The following is a 17,875-nucleotide window of genomic DNA, read 5'->3' as shown; positions in this document are numbered from 1 at the left end:
GAAATGTCCGATTCTGTGACTAAGATTCCTATTTAACTCTCTGCAAATACAATACATCACAGAGTTTCTAACTTAAGAAACTTATTATTTTGGTCAGTTGTTAGTCTAAACTGGCCTTTAATGCCTAATTGACTAAGAAATGGTCTGAATCGTGCGGCGGGTAACTGCAAACGTAAACCGTTATGTGTGACGACTTGAACAACACTTGCCGCGCCAGAATAATGGGATAAAAACGTTTGATATGAAATGTTGAGGTTGAAGTAGTAATAGTTCATGAAGTAAAAACTAAGTGACATAAACAATAAGGTGGCCTTAATGACCACCCTATTGTGTTGTTTACTATTCGTCTAGTGCTTTAGTCACTTTTTCGAATAAGTCTTTAGCAAGATTATCCATTGCTTTGAGCTTTTCAAGTTCTGCTTTGATCAAAGCTTGGCGACCTTCATCGTATTTACGGAACTTAAGCAAAGGATCAATCATTCTAGATGCGACTTGTGGGTTCGAATCATTAAGTTGGCGAAGGATTTCTCCTGCAAATTGGTAACCTGCACCGGATTTATCATGGAAACGCACAGGGTTAGCACTTAAGAACGAGCCAATCAAACTGCGCGTACGGTTCGGATTTTTCAAGCTAAATGCTTCGTGGTTCATGGTGGCTTTCACTTTTTCAAGTGCATCCTCTGCAGGATTGCTACCTTGAAGTGCAAACCACTTGTCCATAACCAAACCATCGTGCTTCCATTTATCGCTATAATCTGCCATAAGAACTTCACGACACTCAAGCTGTGCACTATTTGCCGCACTCATCGCTGCAATCGTATCTGTCATGTTATTTGCAGATGCGTATTGTGCTTTCACTAAATCATTACCTTTTTCCGTATGTGCTAGGTATTGCAGACAACGGTTACGTAATGCACGCTTGCCAATCGCAGCATGATCGATCGTGTACTCTGTTTGCTTCAGTGTATGATAAGTTGCACTTAGCTCATATTCTAACTCTTGGGAAAGTGACACTGTAATGCTGTTTAGAACTTTGTCTACGGCATCGATGTCAATTTGCTGGTACCAGCCAGTAATCTCATTAATTGAAGGCAAAGAGAAAACTTGAGCAATGAAAGCTGGCTCAAGCGTCTCATCCAATAGCACACCACGGAACGCATCTATCACGCCTTCAGAAAGCGATACTTCTTGTCCGGCTTGAACGTTTTTCACGTTCTGACGAATGTACTTAGCCAATAGCATTTGGCTTGCATCCCAACGAGCAAAGTCATTCGTCGCGTGTTTCATCAAGAAGACTAATTCATCATCACTGTAGTCGTATTCTAGTTTTACTGGCGCCGAAAATTCACGCAACAAAGATGGCACTGGTTGTTCTTCGACATTCTCGAATACGAACGTTTGCTTATCTTGTTTAATATCTAGCACGTTGTGAACAGATTCACCGTTAATCAGCAACGGGATAACTCGACCTTTCGAATCGTACAGCTCGATATCAAACGGAATGTGCAGCGCTTGCTTCTCAGCCTGGTCTTGCGTTGGCTCCGTAAATTGCTCTACCGTTAGTGCGTAAGTTTTTGCATTGGCATTGTATTCGCTATTTACGCGCAGCGTCGGTGTACCAGACTGGCTGTACCATAGACGGAATTGTTTTAAATCGACACCGGTGGCATCTTCCATTGCAGAAACAAAGTCTTCACATGTGGCAGCAGTACCATCGTGACGTTCAAAGTAAAGTTTCATCCCTTTTTGGAAGCCCTCTTCGCCAAGGAGTGTATGGTACATGCGAATAACTTCGCTGCCCTTTTCATACACTGTTAGCGTGTAGAAGTTGTTCATCTCAATGACTTTGTCAGGACGAATTGGATGTGACATTGGACTTGCATCTTCTGCAAACTGAGGGCCACGGATGATACGTACGTTATCGATACGGTTATCTGCGCGAGAGCCTAAGTCAGAAGAGAATTCTTGGTCACGGAACACGGTTAAGCCTTCTTTTAGACTTAATTGGAACCAGTCACGACAAGTGACACGGTTGCCAGTCCAGTTGTGGAAGTACTCATGACCGATTACAGCTTCGATACCTAAGTAGTCACGATCCGTCGCCGTTTGGTCATTCGCCAGAACATACTTTGAGTTAAAGATGTTTAGGCCTTTGTTTTCCATTGCGCCCATATTGAAGAAATCAACGGCAACGATCATGTAAATATCCAGATCGTATTCAAGGCCAAAGCGTTCTTCATCCCACTTCATCGAGTTGATCAGCGATGTCATCGCATGGCCTGCACGATCTAAGTTACCTTTATCAACAAAGATTTCTAAATCAACACTGCGACCTGACATCGTTATGTATTTGTCACGCAGTACGTCAAAGTCCCCTGCGACAAGAGCAAACAAGTAAGCTGGCTTTGGATGCGGGTCCTGCCATTGAACCCAATGACGACCGTTCTCTGCATCGCCTTCTGCAATTCGGTTACCATTGCTCAGCAAATATGGATAAGCGGATTTATCTGCGATCACTTTTGTCGTGTATTTTGCCAGAACATCAGGACGATCTAAGTAATAAGTAATACGACGGAAGCCCTCGGCCTCACACTGAGTACAAAATGCGCCGCCTGATTTGTACAAACCTTCGAGTGCTGTATTCGCTTCAGGATCAATTTTGGTGACGATTTCAAGTTCAAACTCGGATGGAAGATCGGTCAGTACAAGCGATGATTCTTTCACTTCGTGATGAGCCCAATCCTCACCGTTTACTTTTACAGCGCGCAGCTCAAGCCCCTCGCCATCGAGTTCTAGCGTTGTTGTATCGCCTTTTTGAGCAACCTTTGATATCGCCGTAACGATGGTGTCATTGTCATAAAGATCAAACGTAAGATCGATATCGGTAATCGCGTGAGATGGCTCTTGATAATCTTTACGATATTTGGCCTGGGAGCTTGGGACATGAGCATAAATCCTTGTATGTCGAACAACAAAAATACCAGACTGCATGATCAAAAATGCAGTTCTGGTATCACTATATAAGCTATTTGTAGGGGTTGTGGTATCAGAATACAAGTCTTTCCATCAAAAAACGGAGCTTTTAGTGCTCTAGCTCCGTTTTTTGATTAACATTTAAACAACATTGACAATTTACCGTATGCTCGCGTAATTTGTCGTAACAAGATAAGCTATCAAGGCGTTACCCGATTAAGTACCGCGTACATATCGCCATTTGAATCTTCAATCGTTAATTCATTTTTGTTGAGCTTATAGGTGGTCCCGTGCTCGCCATTTTCATAGAGCAAGACTAAATATTCATCTTCTGTGTAGAAAACACCTTGCTTGATTGACTCATCCCCTTCTTCGTTGGATACCCGAAACATAAACACGAAGTCAGGTTGAAGTATCAGATCCATATGGTTGATGTTGTTTGCCACAAGGCCATCTCCGGATACATAAGAGCTAGACCATATGCCCGCTAGCGAGTTAGACAACCCTTTAGTAAAAGTCACACCATTAAGATCAAGCGTATTGTGATTATTGCGATAGGCATAAATTTGAGGCTCATCTGTGTTTAAGCCAAGAACGATGGTGTCTTCATTGGCGTTATACAATCCTTCCCAATGATCGACAGAATAATCTTTCTTTTGAATATCAATAGAAAAGCTGTAGTCGGAACCCAGTGACAGTTTTATCGCACGAAAATTTTCAGCCGACTCTTCGGGGTTTGGGTTCATTAAATACCAGTCTCCGATGAGAAACGGCGTGTCAAAGTGACTTAATTCATCTTCTCTGGTGTTTTCTCCGCTAAACACACTAAAGCAGCAAAAGCTAAGTAAAATAAAGAACCATTTCATATCGGCATCCTTATCGTTTTCTTTTAGCTTAGGCAGTAGTCCTCACTTTCGCGAAATTTTAGATGTAGATCACGTAAATTATTGGGAAAAAATAAGCGAATATCTTACTTGATACTCAATACAAACAAAGATGAAAAGACATAAAAAAAGAGTGAGCCTGAAAGACTCACTCTTTTTACTTTGAATTGCCAGTTATTATGACTGATTTTTCTGCTTGAGCAGATCAACCATAATCGCGACAGACTCATCTAAATAAACATCAGGCGCTTCATAATCTTTAGGTATATCATCCAATGTTTTGAATGCTTCCTTACCTAAAGCAGCTTGACGCTCATTGATGCGTTGCAAACGAAGTGCTTCCGCTTTATCCGATTCAGCCTTACGAACTTTCTCGTTCAAAGACAACATATTATCGTCTTTTTCTTTACGATACTTCTCTATGTCTTCATTGATGAAACGGAATTCCATCTCATCAGAAATACGCTTGTTATGAAGAGCGGTGAGTTTTTCAACTAGTGCTTCGTTGCTTGGGAAGGTTTGATATTTTGCTTTATCAATCTGATCCCAAGGTAGTGCATTGTCTTCTACACTTTCACCCGTTTCAGAAGCTTCAATTGGTGTTGGGTACGAAATATCGGGTGCAACACCACGATTTTGCGTACTTCCACCGTCAATACGGTAGAACTTCTGAATCGTGTACTGAACGTAGCCTAGCTCTTTATCGAAAAGATCGTAGATATGATTCAGTGAACGATGCTGTTGAACCGTACCTTTGCCGAAAGAATTTTCACCTAAAATAATGGCACGATTATAATCTTGCATCGCTGCGGCGAAAATTTCAGACGCCGAAGCACTGTAGCGGTTAATCAACACCGTCAGTGGACCATCGTAGCTCACTTTTCCGTCAGTATCGGCGTTCACCTTAATACGACCATAGCTGTCACGAACTTGAACAACAGGACCTTCTTTAATGAATAATCCTGTTAATGCTGTCGCTTCCGTTAATGCACCACCACCGTTGTTACGTAGATCAACGATTACGCCGTCAACGTTTTTGGTTTTTAACTCAGCAAGCAGTTTATCGGTATCTTTCGACAAACCGACGTAGAAACTTGGCACTTCTAAAATACCAATCTTCTTACCATCTTTTTCGATGATCTCCGACTTAACTGCGCGATCTTCTAGGCGAACTTTGTCACGAACAATTGTGACAATGTAACTCTTCGCATCGTTACCTTCTGGCAAGATCTGTAGATTAACCTTTGTGCCTTTTGGGCCTTTGATTAATTGAACTACATCATCCAGACGCCAACCGATCACGTCGACAATCTCTTCACCGTCTTGTCCAACACCGATGATTCGATCCCCTTCGCCAAGCTGCTTGCTCTTCGACGCAGGGCCACCAACAACAAGTGAACGAATTACTGTGTAATCGTCAGTCATTTGTAAAACAGCACCAATGCCTTCCAGAGATAGGTTCATTTCCGATTGGAATTGCTCAGCATTACGTGGAGAAAGGTAGCTAGTATGAGGGTCGACTTGTCGGGCGAAGGCATTCATATATAACTGGAATGCATCTTCGTTATTAGTCTGTGTGATCCGCTTCATCGCGTTGTTATAACGCTTCTCTAAAACTTCTTTAATCTCTGGCCATTCTTTGCCAGTCAGTTTCAGATTTAACGCGTCATATTTCACGCGCTTACGCCATAACTCGTTGAGCTCCACTTCGTCTTTTGGCCATGCAGCTTCAGAACGGTCTAACTCTATCTCGTCATCAGTATCAAACTTGATCTCTTCGTCGAGTAGCGTTAACGCATAAGCAAAGCGCTCGAAACGCTTTTGCATTGAGAGGTTATAAACATCAAAAGCAATTTGGTTGTTACCAGCTTTTAGCTGATCATCAAGCTCAATTGACCAGTCTTTAAAAGAGTCGATGTCCGCTTGAGTAAAAATATTTCTATTATAATCAAGCAATTCTACATAGCGTTCAAAGATCGCTTTGGAGAAATCATCATTGAGGCTGAAATGCTTATAATGAGAGCGGGTAAATCGAGAGGTGACTCGTTTGCTAGCTGTTTCGTGCTGAACTTCAGGAGCGAGAACCGGCAAGTCATCTTTATGTAGTTTGGCTTCGAGAGCCTGAGCTGATGCTGCTAGCCATAAGCTAGCAGCAATCAGTGTCACTTTTGAACGGCAATTCATGCGTAGGAGTATCTCCTTTATGCGCGCAAGTGCTCCGCTTTCACAACCATTTGTAGGCCGTTAGCAAGTTGAACACGTACATCATCCTTATTGATCTCAACAATGGTCGCTGCCATGTTTCCTTTGCCCATGTTCACGTTAACTGCGTTACCTACTGTGATTTCGTCAGCATTTAGAGCACGCGTTTCTACAGGCTTAGTTGTTTTTTGTACTTTTGGTTTGTTAGTACGACGAGGCTGTTGAGGCTTTTTAGCCGCTGGTTTCGCTTTCGCCTTACCCTCTTCACGAGCTTTTTGTGCTTGTTCTTTACGACGAGCTTGAACTTTTGCCTTGCTTTCTGCAAGTGTCGCTTTCGCGTGTTCAACGTGCTCTTCTTCTAGCTCACCACAAGGGTTGCCGTCTAGGTCTACACGTACTGCACCTGGTTTTACACCATGTAGGTAACGCCATGATGAAGTGTACTGTCTTAACGCTGCACGAAGCTGTGTTTTGCTTACTTTTTCGTCTTCACTTAGACGTTCCGCAAGATCTTGAAAAATACCAATTTTCAGAGGTTTTGCTTCACCTTCTAAAGTAAAGCACTTAGGGAAACATTCAGCAATATATGCAATAACTTCTTTGCTGTTTTTTAACTTTTCAGTCATGAGGGGTCCTGATTTGAGCGGATTTCCGCGAGCATTAAGAAAAATATTCTCGTATTATAGTGACATGCCAAGGAAAAACCACACTCGAAGGCTAATTTATGCGTCGTTCGCGTGTGAATTAAGCAGCTTTTCTACTTCAGCCATGAAATGAGTGAGACCTTCTTCGTCTGTTTCATTGAATCGACCAATACTTGGGCTGTCAATATCAAGGACACCAACCACCTTTCCATTAATAGAAAATGGAATCACAATTTCTGAATTGCTCGCTGCATCGCACGCTATATGTCCCTCAAATTCATGAACGTCGTATACTCTTTGTATGGTGTTAGTTTTTGCAGCAGTACCACAGACACCGCGACCCATAGGAATGCGGACACAAGCTGGTTTTCCTTGGAACGGACCAAGAACGAGCTCTTCACCTTTTGCTAGGTAAAAGCCAGCCCAGTTAAGATCGTCCAATTCCATGAAAAGCAGTGAGCTCAAGTTTGCTAGGTTAGCAATAAAGTCTGGCTCAGACTCAATTAGAGCAACGGCTTGTTTGGTTAGTCTATGGTATTGTTCTATGTTCATATTAACTTCCTACTTACTATAAAAGCTTCCATTCTCAGTGTATGGCGCTAAAATGCAGCCCTACTTTATAATAGGACTTATTCTCAATTACAATGCTTCTGAAAAATGACACTATTAGCCGTTCTTGGTTGATAACACAAGTAAAAAAGCACAAGTCCAAGCTGATAATAGCGAACTTGATAGCGGTGCTTGCAACCTTGATTAGTGTTCCAATCCCCCTTCTCATGCCGTTGATGGTTGATGAGGTTTTATTGGACCAACCAGCAAAAGGCTTAGCTGCTATGAATGCCATTCTCCCTGAAGCGTGGCACACTCCGACGGGTTATATATTTTTCACCCTTTTCTTGGTCGTCCTGATGCGAGCTGCAAGTCAGGGGTTAAATATCCTTCAAAGCCGACAATTTACACTTGTTTCTAAAACGATCACGTTTGAGATGCGCAGTAAAATGATCGACAAGCTTGGTCGTATCAGCATCCGCCAATACGAAACCAAAGGCAGCGGAGGCATCAACGCTCACCTTATCACTGACATTGAGACCATTGATAAATTTATTGGTTCTACGTTAGCAAAATTCGTTATCAGTTTTTTAACGGTCATTGGTACTGCCATCGTTCTGCTTTGGCTCGACTGGCGACTTGGTCTATTTATTCTGCTAGTTAACCCTATTGTCATTTACTTCTCACGTAAACTAGGAAGTATGGTTAAACATCTGAAACGGAAGGAAAATCATTCTTTTGAAATTTTCCAAAATCGTTTAGTTGAAACATTAGATGGCATTTACCAACTGCGCGCAGCCAATAAAGAGCGAGAATTTCTCCAGCAACTCAAAGACAGTGCGAACCAAGTTCGTGTGGATGCAGACAAGTATGCGTGGCAATCAGAGGCGGCAGGTCGCGTCTCTTTCCTACTCTTCTTAATCGGTTTTGAGTTATTCAGAGCTGTCGCCATGCTGATGGTCATGTTTAGTGACCTCACTATTGGTCAAATCTTTGCTGTTTTTGGTTACCTATGGTTTATGTTGTCTCCTGTTCAAGAGCTGCTCGGCATTCAGTTTTCTTGGTACAGCGCGAAAGCTGCGTTAAAACGCATCAACGACTTATTAGTATTAGAAGAAGAACAAAGACCGGTACCTAAGGTAAATCCTTTCAAAGAAGACAGAGAAGTCGATGTTAAAGTAGAAAACGTAGACTTCTCTTATAATAATGAAAACAAAGTTCTAGATAACCTTTCTTTACATATACCGGCAGGAAAGAAAGTGGCGCTAGTTGGTGCGAGCGGAGGCGGTAAGTCGACCTTAATACAACTACTTATTGGGGTTTATCGTCAAAACTCCGGTAGCATTCGCTTTAATGATGAATTAACAGAAGATATTGGTTTTGAAGTAATTCGCGACAAAATTGCCGTGGTATTACAGCAACCTATACTATTTAACGACACCTTGAGGCATAATCTAACGCTCGGTGGGAGTTTTGACGAAATGTCACTTTGGCGAGCACTCGAAGTTGCTCAGCTGCAAGATGTTATTTCTCAACTGAACCACGGTTTGGATACTCAAGTTGGCCGTAACGGCATTCGTTTGTCAGGTGGTCAACGACAACGCCTTGCCATCGCAAGAATGGTGCTGAGTGATCCTCAATTTGTTATTTTAGATGAAGCCACGTCTGCGCTTGATACCGCTACTGAAGCGGCATTGCACAAAGCATTGACTGAATTCTTACGTGGTAGAACAACATTAATCGTTGCGCACCGTCTATCAGCCGTAAAACAAGCCGATTTGATCTACGTGCTTGAAGATGGAAAAGTGACGCAAACAGGTACTCATGGTGAGTTAGTTGAGCAAGAAGGCTTATATCAAACCTTATATGGGGGCATACAGTCCCACGCTTAAATCGTTCAAGTTCGAGAGGTCGTTATGACCTCTCTGTCTAAGCACGCCATGCAGCCAAATAATGTGCGCTTGTGCCAAGGTTGCGAATTGCCTGTCGATATCGTCGACTTACCCAATGGAAAAAATGCACACTGTCCTCGTTGTGGCACACAGTTGTATCGAGGCGGTAGCCCTAGCCTCTCAGGTAATTTAGCCGTCGCGATAACCTGTATCCTGCTATTTATTCCATCACACTTTTTTAACTTTATTAGTATCCGACTTTTTGGTGTGATGATTCCGGCAACCCTACCTTCAGGGATGATCACATTGATGGAAGAAGGCTTTGTTCTTCTTTCACTGCTTATTCTATTTTGTAGCTCTCTAGCGCCGCTGACGGTTTGTGTTTCAGTGGTTACGGCACATATCTCGCTGCATCAACGGTGGTTTAGAGGACTTCGTGTTTCACTGTGGCTAATTCAACATTTGAAACATTGGGTAATGCTGGATGTGTTCTTAGTTAGCATCGCCATTTCCTGCTTCAAACTCCAAGATTATTCCGACATTTTTGTAGGCCCAGGGTTAATTGGTCTGGTTCTTTTGCAGATATTTACCGTTTTGTTAGTTTCTCGAATCAGTGTGCGTCGTTACTGGGAAGCCTGGAAGCCAGAACGTCTTTATTCCTTTGAACACAAAGACGTGCATTGCCATGAGTGCCACCTGTCTCAACCTGAAGGTGACCATTGTCGGCGTTGTCACCACGAGTTATATCATCGCAAGCCCAACTCCATTCAGAAGACATGGGCTTACCTCATTGCGGCAACGATAGCGATTTTCCCAGCCAACTTGATTCCTATTTCCATCTTGCTGACCAATGGCAAACGTTTGGAAGATACCATTTTCTCAGGCGTAGCTGGGTTGGTAAAAAGCGGTATGTATGGCATCGCAGTGATCATTTTTGTGGCCAGTATTGTTGTGCCAGTTGTAAAAATACTTGGCCTTGCCTACATCATGCTTTGCATTCAATTCAAACGTTCGGTGTTTAAGAGACAACGAATGATGGTTTACTTTGTTGTTAAATGGATCGGTAAATGGTCTGTGATGGACTTGTTTGTTATTTCTATCATGATGACCTTAGTCGATCGTGGTCAGATACTTGATTTCACACCAGGATATGGCGCCGTGGCCTTTGGTGTTGTCGTGGTATTGACCATGCTTGCAGCGGAAAGTATTGATCCAAGACTAATCTGGGACCAAACAGGCCCAACACAATCAGAAAAAGAGTCAATGAATGAGTGATCAGAACAGTTCTCAAACATCATACGTACCAGATGTAAAGCGGAGTAAAGGCATATCTCCTCTTTGGCTTTTGCCAATTTTGACCATGGTCTTAGCTGGCTGGCTTGTGGTGAAGTCGATACACGATGCAGGACAACGGGTGCAAATCTATTTTTCTGACGCTGCTGGCTTGGTCGCCGGGCGAACCACTATCCGTTACCAAGGGCTAGAAGTCGGTATGGTGAGAGACATTAACCTCACTGAAGATCTCGGCAGTATTTATGTTGATGCCGATATCTACCCTGAAGCGGCAAAATTGCTGAACGATAAAACTCGCTTTTGGCTGGTAAAACCAACAGCAAGCCTAACAGGAGTTTCTGGGCTCGATGCGCTCGTGTCGGGTAATTACATCTCGATTCAACCTGGAGATGGTCAAGAGTTTGAAACAACGTTCCATGCGTTAGACTCTGCACCAACAGATTTGCGCGTTTCACAAGGTTTGAACATTAAACTCAAAAGCCGCGATTTAGGTGGTGTGTCGATTGGTTCTCAAATTGTTTATAAGAAAATTCCAATCGGTGAAGTCTACAGCTACCAGCTGGATGAAGACGCAAAATCTATCACGATTCAAGCCAACATCCAGGATCAATACCGACATATCATTAACAACCGCAGTCGGTTCTGGAACGTAAGTGGAATCGGTGCCAGCATCGGTTTTGAAGGCGTCGATGTAAGGCTAGAAAGCATGAGTGCTCTACTCGGAGGCGCGATCGCCGTCGATTCTCCGGATGACGGTGAGCCTGTAGAAGAGAATACTGAATTCCGTCTGTATAAAGATTTGAAAACTGCAGGTCGAGGTATCGCTGTTAAAATCGTCCTCCCTGATGACAGTAAAATCAGTGGCGAAGGCGCACCCATTATGTATCGCGGAATCGAGATTGGCCAAGTTACAGACTTAAACCTATCCGAAGGGCGAGAAGTGATATTAGCGTCAGCGGCAATTCAACCAGCTTTCAGTGACATGCTGACGACAGGTACCCGATTCGTCTTAGAAGAAGCAAAAGTGTCCCTCTCTGGTGTTGAAAACATTGCCAATCTCGTGAGAGGAAACTTCGTAACCATTGTGCCAGGTGCCGGTGATCGCTCTCGCCGCTTTACTGCCATTCGTAAAAACGTTTTTAACCAACAGCAAGAAAAGTCCATCGCTATTCGTTTAGTGTCTGACAACTCGTTTGGCCTAGATAGCGGTGCCAACGTGCTTTACAAAGGCATCGTTGTCGGTTCAATTATCAACGTAGGCTTAGTTGAAGAAGGTAAAAAATCGCAACATGAAGTATTTATGGATGTATTGATTGATCATGAATACAAACACCTGATCAAATCAAACAACCGTTTTTATGTAACCGGAAGTGCCTCTGCAGAATTAACGGAATCGGGCCTCAGCGTTACCGTTCCTCCGGCAAAACAGTTGTTAACTGGGTCCATTAGCTTTGTAAGCGAAGGCAAGCAAGATATTCAAAAAGAGTATCAACTGTTCCAAAACGAATCATTGGCAGAACTAGCACAGTACAACCAAAGTGGCTCTAGAGCACTCACACTGTTTGCTTCTGAATTGCCGCCGATTTCCAAAGGCAGCCCTCTGCTCTATCGTAATCTTCCTGTTGGTAACGTCTCCGATTTCCAATTGGTTGATGGCGGTGTGTTAATTAAAGCAACCATTGAAAACCGTTTTGCTTACCTCGTAACGCCGCAAACCGTCTTTTGGAACCGTTCAGGGATCGAGATAGATGCATCGTTATCTGGCGTGAGTGTGAAAGCTCACCCTTTAAAATCATTAATCGAAGGTGGCATCGCTTTTGACTCTGTTCCTGGCGTTGAAAACAAAATTGGAGACAACTGGAAGTTATATACAGATCAAAAAACCGCACGCAAATTTGGACGCGTTATTGCGATAGAAACAGACGGCTCACAAGAAATTGCCAAAGGAATGCCGATAGAGTATCAAGGCGTCAAAGTTGGTGAAGTCACACTGGTTGTACCGAATTTTCGTCGCAATATGGTTGAAATTACCGCAAGAATCCTACCTGAATACGTAGAAAACATTGCGGTTGAAGGCTCACATTTTTGGCTAACTGAGCCAGAGATTGGCTTAGGGGGCGTGAAAAACCTTGGCGCATTGGTGTCGAAATCCATCAGTGTTGAGCCAGGTAAAGGTAAAGCTAAATTTGATTTTCAGTTGGAAAACGGTTCAGAACGTGTTCAGGGCATGATGTTTACTTTACAAAGTGAACAACGAGGCTCAGTACAAGTCGGAACGCCTATTCTTTACCGCCAGATGGAAGTCGGCCAAGTAACCGACGTGAGCCTAGGAGAATTTGCCGATCGCGTCGTCACGACCATCAAGATACAGCCTGAATATGCTTACCTCGTTCGTCAAAACAGTGTGTTTTGGAATGTTTCAGGAGTAGATGTCTCTATCGGGCTTACCGGCGCGAACATCAAAGCGGGCACATTTGATAGTTTAGTTCGCGGAGGAATTGCGTTTTCAACGCCAGAGCAATCGGCTATTCCACCAGCGGCAAAAAGTGGGCAATCTTTCTTTTTGTATCCACAAGCTGAAGAAGGCTGGACTCAATGGCGTACTGCGATTCCTAAGCCGTAGAATAAAGCTCAGTTCACATACAATTGAAGTTTGATTACCTTAAAAGAGCAGCAATCGCTGCTCTTTTTTATTGCTCGGCCCTTGTCACTATTCGTTTCTGCTTCGCTTTCGTATATTATTTGCCACAAATTCTGCAAACGAGATCCCACATTGCATCCTAATGTTTACATCCCAGACGCGTTTCTGGAAAAAATCCAAACTATCCTTCCTGCTCACCTCAACATGGAAGACTTTATCGCATCGTGCCAAAAGCCACTGCGCAAAAGTATTCGTGTTAATACGTTGAAGATCAGTGTTGAAGCGTTTCTAGAACGTGCAGACGCAAAAGGCTGGAAGCTTTCTCCTGTGCCTTGGTGTGACACAGGGTTTTGGATTGAAGCGGACGAGTCAGTTGTACCATTAGGCAACACTGCAGAGCACATGTCAGGCTTATTCTACATTCAAGAAGCCAGTTCAATGATGCCAGTATCTGCGCTGTTTATGAATGACGAATCGTACGATGCCGTGTTAGATACAGCAGCTGCACCAGGATCAAAGACCACTCAAATCGCGGCTTTAATGAACAATGAAGGCGTTCTCGTGGCCAATGAATACGCCGCAAGTCGTGTAAAAGTGCTGCATGCCAACGTGGAACGTTGTGGTGTACGTAACGCCGCACTAAGTAACTTCGATGGGCGCGTTTTTGGTGGTTGGCTACCAGAACAATTTGATGCGGTTCTGCTCGACGCGCCCTGCTCCGGCGAAGGCACCGTTCGCAAAGACGAAGATGCAATGAAAAACTGGACGCAAGCTTCCGTGCTCGACATCGCTGACACACAGAAAGATCTTATTGAAAGCGCCTTCCATGCACTAAAGCCCGGTGGTGTGATGGTTTACTCAACGTGCACACTCAGTACCGAAGAAAACCAACAAGTTTGTCATCACTTGAAAGAAACCTTTGGTGATGCCGTTGAGTTTGAAAGCCTTGAGACCTTGTTTGAAAACGCAAATGCTGCTCTAACTGAAGAAGGTTTTTTGCATATCTTTCCACAGGTCTACGACTGCGAAGGATTCTTTGTCGCAAGAATTCGTAAACTGGCAGCTGTTGAACCACCAAAGGTCAAAAAGCGCATGGGCAAGTTCCCGTTTACCAAAGCATCGAAAAAAGAATCGGTTGAAATTGCCCAAAAGCTGCAAAGTGCGTTAGGTATTGAACTTCCGAATGACAGTTCTGTATGGCTTCGCGATAAAGATGTCTGGTTGTTCCCTAATTCTTTAGAGCCAATGATCGGCGAATTACGCTTCTCCCGTATGGGTATCAAGATCGCGGAAGCCCATAAAAATGGCTACCGTTGGCAGCATCAGGTGGCAACGGCATTAGCGACAGGCTCTGAGGCAAACGCCATTGAACTCAGTATTGAAGAAGCGCGCGAATGGTACATGGGACGTGATGTTCGCCCACAAACGATTCCTGAGGGAATGAAAACAGGTAAAGGCGAAGTGCTTGTCACCTATCAAGGCGCAGTCATTGGCCTTGGGAAATGGGTAAGCAACAGAATAAAGAATGGTCTTCCTCGCGAATTAGTACGAGATAAGAACTTATTTTAAAGAAGTAGCAAATCATAAATAAATGAAAAGCCATCGTATTTGCGATGGCTTTTTAATTCGTAAGTATGAAAGCAACTGGGCTCGCTAGCGATCCGGATACGCTGTACTAAACTAGTTGTATCAAAGTAATGCTTTGATATGGCATTTCTCTCTATGTTCACCAACAAAATTATTGTTGGAAAAAGTTTAGCGCAGGCTCTGCGGAGCCGTTTCCCTAGGCCCAAAAAAAGGAAAAGTTTGGGCCGTTTTTTTGGCTGCCGATCCGCTATACGTGAGTTTGGGCTACGCCAGACGAATGCCGTCTTTCTCGATAACAATCTTGCCCTGCTTGTACAATCCACCAATGGTCTTTTTGTAAGTACCTTTACTTGTACGGAAAGCGTCAAAAATCGCTTCAGGAGAAGACTTATCGTTCAAAGGTAAAAAGCCGCCTTTCTTCTCTAACAGATCAAGAATCTTGCTAGAAAGATCGTCCATTTTTGCCACGCCGACTTTTTGTAGCGCGAGATCGATTTTGCCATCTTCACGAATTTGCTTAATAAAGCCTTTCAGTTTCTTACCGATGTAAAGCTTACCAAACACATCTGATGGGAAAATCATGCCCCAATGCTTTCCGTTAACAATCGCTTTGTAGCCAAGTTGACTGCGCTCTGCGATAATCAAATCAACTTGTTCGTTAACTTCATAATTCGCCGGAGTTTTGTCTAACCATTTGTTGAACTTAGTCGTACCAACAATGCGGCCTGACGCTTTGTCAGTATAAACATAGACAAGAATAGTTTGTCCCGCAGAGAAGCGAGTGCGTTGCTCACTAAAAGGAATAAGTAAATCCTTCTCTTTGATGCCCCAATTTACAAAAGCACCTGTCGCGTTGACGCCCTCAATCTTCATTAAGCCCCATTCACCCACTTGGGCAATAGGTCTTTCAATGGTCGCAGCAAGCTGGCTTTCTGAATCGAAGTACAAAAATACGTCTACATGATCACCAATTTCAGTACCCTCTGGTACATACTTATTAGGCAGTAGAACAGAACCGTAATCATCACCATCCAGAAATACGCCAAAATCAGCCTTTTTAATGACTTCTAAGCTGTTAATTTGACCAATTTTAATCATTGATTTTGTCTCTTTTTAAATTTACGTGGAATTATACCTAAACTAACAAGAAAATCAGAGAGAAAAGCATAGTGCTCTGTTATGCTGTTGTCGTTCAGCTATATGCCCCAGTCACTCTTTTAGCACTTTTATGCTTACCTGCTCAACAGTACGCATAAGTTAAGAATGCTTTAACAAAGTCAGGAGCTTTCTTTGGTCACCGTCGATAAACAAGACTCAATAACATTAAAAATCAGTCATGCACTCGCAAAGAGCAAAAGTGTCGACCTAGATATTTACTTTTTTATACCTGGTGAGCTTGGTTTAAACGCCGATATCATCAGTGAATCCGAATTTTATTACACTTCAATCACACAGCAACGCTCTTATTACAGTACTGAAATCCTTCTACCGCTAGTACACAGTCGACTTGCCAAGCGTGGACGCCTGTCGAATCAGCAATACCGAGTAAGTTTGAGCTTGTTCGCTTACCAATACGTTATCGCGCTAGACAAAGCGGTGGCAAGTTTAAACAAGCATCAGAACAACTCCGTAACGGAAGATGAAGTTGACGAAGTTATCGAGCTCACGCTTGAGATCTTAAAGCGCTTGCGACGTTCTATTCCTTATGAAGAGAACTTAAAACGGTACTACGTTAACATCGATAACTATCTGTCTTGGTATACCGAGCAAAAGTTTTTATCTCTAGTGGCTCATCTCCCGCGTGAAGGCGATTATGGCACGATTAAGAAACGCTTGATCACGCTCTGTGAAAAAGAGCAGGCCCATCGAAAACTCAACAAGTACAACTCTCCAAGAGTCGTTGAAGACGTGACTCGCCTATCTAACAAAATGCGCTTGCTAAGACGCTTGATTGAACACCCTATCGTGCTTCGTGAAGAAACCATATCAATGGGTAACAACATCAAGCGTGCTATCAAAGGTATTGCTACTGGCTTGGTGATGGTTGTCGTGACCTCAACCGTGATTCTCGCTCGCGATTACCTTGGGGAAATTTCCGCGTCCTTCATTATCGCGATGTCATTTATTTATGCTCTACGAGAAATCTTTAAAGATGATTTGCGCGATGCGATGTGGCGATGGATCCGTAAAGGCAAGCCAAAGTGGCGTAAGAAGTATGTTGATCCAACAACGAAAAAAGTGGTCGGCAGAAAATTAGAGTGGCTCGATTATCGTACGTTAAGTAGCTTGCCAGATAAGATTCAAAGAATACGTAAGAAGCGCGTCGTGCAGCGCGAAGAGCAGATACTTCATTATCACGAGAAAACCGAAATGGCGACCTCTCTATTCTTGAGTGGTTATGAGCAAACAAGAGAAACACTGAACATCAGTTTGCGCCCGATCATCCGCTTGATGGATAAAAGCTCAAACCGAGTTTACCGTTTAAATGAAGGGCAAGTGACCAAAGAGTCGGTAGAGAAACGTCATTTGCTCAATGTGATTGTCAAAGAGGACAACCACACCGATGAGCCTGTTTATTACCGTTGGAAAGTGGTCTTAAACCGCTCCAAAATCGTCTCGATTGAGCAGATTGAACTCAATTAAAGCGATATTCTTTAAAACAGCAAACCACTAAGCAGCCTCTTTTCCTTGTTGGGCTGCTTTTTTTATCGAAAGAGTCAACGAGAATTCAGCCATAGGTTCGTCACCATGTAAGCTAGGACACAATGCGACGATTTTTACATCGCGATTCACTCGTTCACCCGTAGCCAACGTATGATCGAGCATCTCATCAATGACATGACCATCGTTACACACAAAGTGTACATCCGCTTCCGGACGTTTTAAAAACTCGGCTTTGACGCCTTTAAATGCTAAAGAGATCGCTTCTCCTTTTTCTTGCGCCTTGCTCATAGCAAGAAAACCACCAGCTACATCCGCCCCAACAGCTAAAGCGCCGAAATACATGCTATTCAAATGGTTCTTTGTTCTTCTTCGCAAAGGAATTCGAACCTCAACGTGCTCGCTATCTATCGCAATGATCTTAGGATGACAAAGCCAAATCAGAGGCACTTTAGAAAAGCCGAATAGATTTAGATACAAATTTGCACGACGTACAGCTGATAACATTTTGGTCTCCTTACCAATCTAGTCAGACCAGTTAATCAACGA

General features: G+C 43.3%; 13 protein-coding genes. 5 read left to right on the top strand and 8 right to left on the bottom strand.

From position 1 onward, the window contains the following. Positions 1-56: 56 nt before the first annotated feature. The 6 genes from P4S59_RS07935 to P4S59_RS07910 form a co-directional block, all read right to left on the bottom strand. Positions 57-275, bottom strand: coding sequence for a DUF2835 domain-containing protein (locus tag P4S59_RS07935; RefSeq protein WP_046876238.1), 219 nt, complete (start codon positions 273-275; stop codon positions 57-59). Positions 276-339: 64 nt separating this feature from the next. Then, on the bottom strand, positions 340-2,991 hold the full coding sequence (gene pepN / locus P4S59_RS07930; RefSeq protein ID WP_337168203.1) for an aminopeptidase N: 2,652 nt from the start codon (positions 2,989-2,991) through the stop codon (positions 340-342). 182 nt (positions 2,992-3,173) lie between these two features. Then, positions 3,174-3,839: a hypothetical protein gene (locus P4S59_RS07925; RefSeq protein WP_005396553.1), complete on the bottom strand. Its 666-nt coding sequence runs from the start codon at positions 3,837-3,839 to the stop codon at positions 3,174-3,176. A 195-nt stretch (positions 3,840-4,034) separates the two neighbouring features. After that, positions 4,035-6,041 carry a carboxy terminal-processing peptidase gene (prc, locus tag P4S59_RS07920; RefSeq protein ID WP_225461688.1) on the bottom strand — a complete coding sequence of 669 codons (2,007 nt, stop codon included), beginning with the start codon at positions 6,039-6,041 and terminating at the stop codon, positions 4,035-4,037. A 17-nt stretch (positions 6,042-6,058) separates the two neighbouring features. Continuing rightward, positions 6,059-6,685 (bottom strand): RNA chaperone ProQ, encoded by a 627-nt coding sequence (proQ, locus tag P4S59_RS07915; RefSeq protein WP_046876216.1) that lies wholly within the window; start codon positions 6,683-6,685, stop codon positions 6,059-6,061. Positions 6,686-6,781: 96 nt separating this feature from the next. Then, positions 6,782-7,255, bottom strand: coding sequence for a GAF domain-containing protein (locus P4S59_RS07910; protein WP_046876215.1), 474 nt, complete (start codon positions 7,253-7,255; stop codon positions 6,782-6,784). Between the two features lie 92 nt (positions 7,256-7,347). Between P4S59_RS07910 and P4S59_RS07905 the strand changes: the two genes are divergently transcribed. From P4S59_RS07905 to rsmF, 4 genes are all read left to right on the top strand, one after another. Continuing rightward, the gene (locus P4S59_RS07905; RefSeq protein WP_225461689.1) at positions 7,348-9,144 is read left to right on the top strand and encodes an ABC transporter ATP-binding protein; all 1,797 of its coding nucleotides are present in this window, start codon (positions 7,348-7,350) and stop codon (positions 9,142-9,144) included. A gap of 24 nt (positions 9,145-9,168) precedes the next feature. Further along, complete coding sequence (locus P4S59_RS07900; RefSeq protein WP_006743266.1) at positions 9,169-10,419, top strand: paraquat-inducible protein A; 1,251 nt, start codon at positions 9,169-9,171, stop codon at positions 10,417-10,419. Next, positions 10,412-13,060 carry a PqiB family protein gene (locus P4S59_RS07895; protein WP_337168202.1) on the top strand — a complete coding sequence of 883 codons (2,649 nt, stop codon included), beginning with the start codon at positions 10,412-10,414 and terminating at the stop codon, positions 13,058-13,060. The genes P4S59_RS07900 and P4S59_RS07895 overlap by 8 nt, the downstream gene beginning before the upstream one ends. A 150-nt stretch (positions 13,061-13,210) precedes the next feature. Further along, positions 13,211-14,647 (top strand): 16S rRNA (cytosine(1407)-C(5))-methyltransferase RsmF, encoded by a 1,437-nt coding sequence (rsmF, locus tag P4S59_RS07890; RefSeq protein WP_337168201.1) that lies wholly within the window; start codon positions 13,211-13,213, stop codon positions 14,645-14,647. A 282-nt stretch (positions 14,648-14,929) separates the two neighbouring features. On the opposite strand, the gene P4S59_RS07885 is transcribed toward rsmF, so the two are convergent. Beyond that, positions 14,930-15,763, bottom strand: coding sequence for a CvfB family protein (locus tag P4S59_RS07885; RefSeq protein ID WP_005396561.1), 834 nt, complete (start codon positions 15,761-15,763; stop codon positions 14,930-14,932). Positions 15,764-15,955: 192 nt separating this feature from the next. On the opposite strand from P4S59_RS07885, the gene P4S59_RS07880 reads away from it, so the two are divergent. Beyond that, a complete protein-coding gene (locus P4S59_RS07880; protein ID WP_006743263.1) occupies positions 15,956-17,308 on the top strand; it encodes a hypothetical protein in 1,353 nt (450 codons plus the stop codon). A 27-nt stretch (positions 17,309-17,335) separates the two neighbouring features. Here the strand turns inward: P4S59_RS07880 and P4S59_RS07875 are convergent, their stop codons facing one another. Further along, complete coding sequence (locus P4S59_RS07875) at positions 17,336-17,833, bottom strand: DUF4442 domain-containing protein (protein WP_046876210.1); 498 nt, start codon at positions 17,831-17,833, stop codon at positions 17,336-17,338. Positions 17,834-17,875 lie beyond the last annotated feature (42 nt).

This window comes from Vibrio sp. M60_M70, from assembly GCF_037162085.1.
Taxonomy (GTDB): domain Bacteria; phylum Pseudomonadota; class Gammaproteobacteria; order Enterobacterales; family Vibrionaceae; genus Vibrio; species Vibrio diabolicus.
The sequence above is the reverse complement of the archived record's forward strand: the minus strand, read 5'-3'. Positions and strand labels throughout refer to the sequence as shown.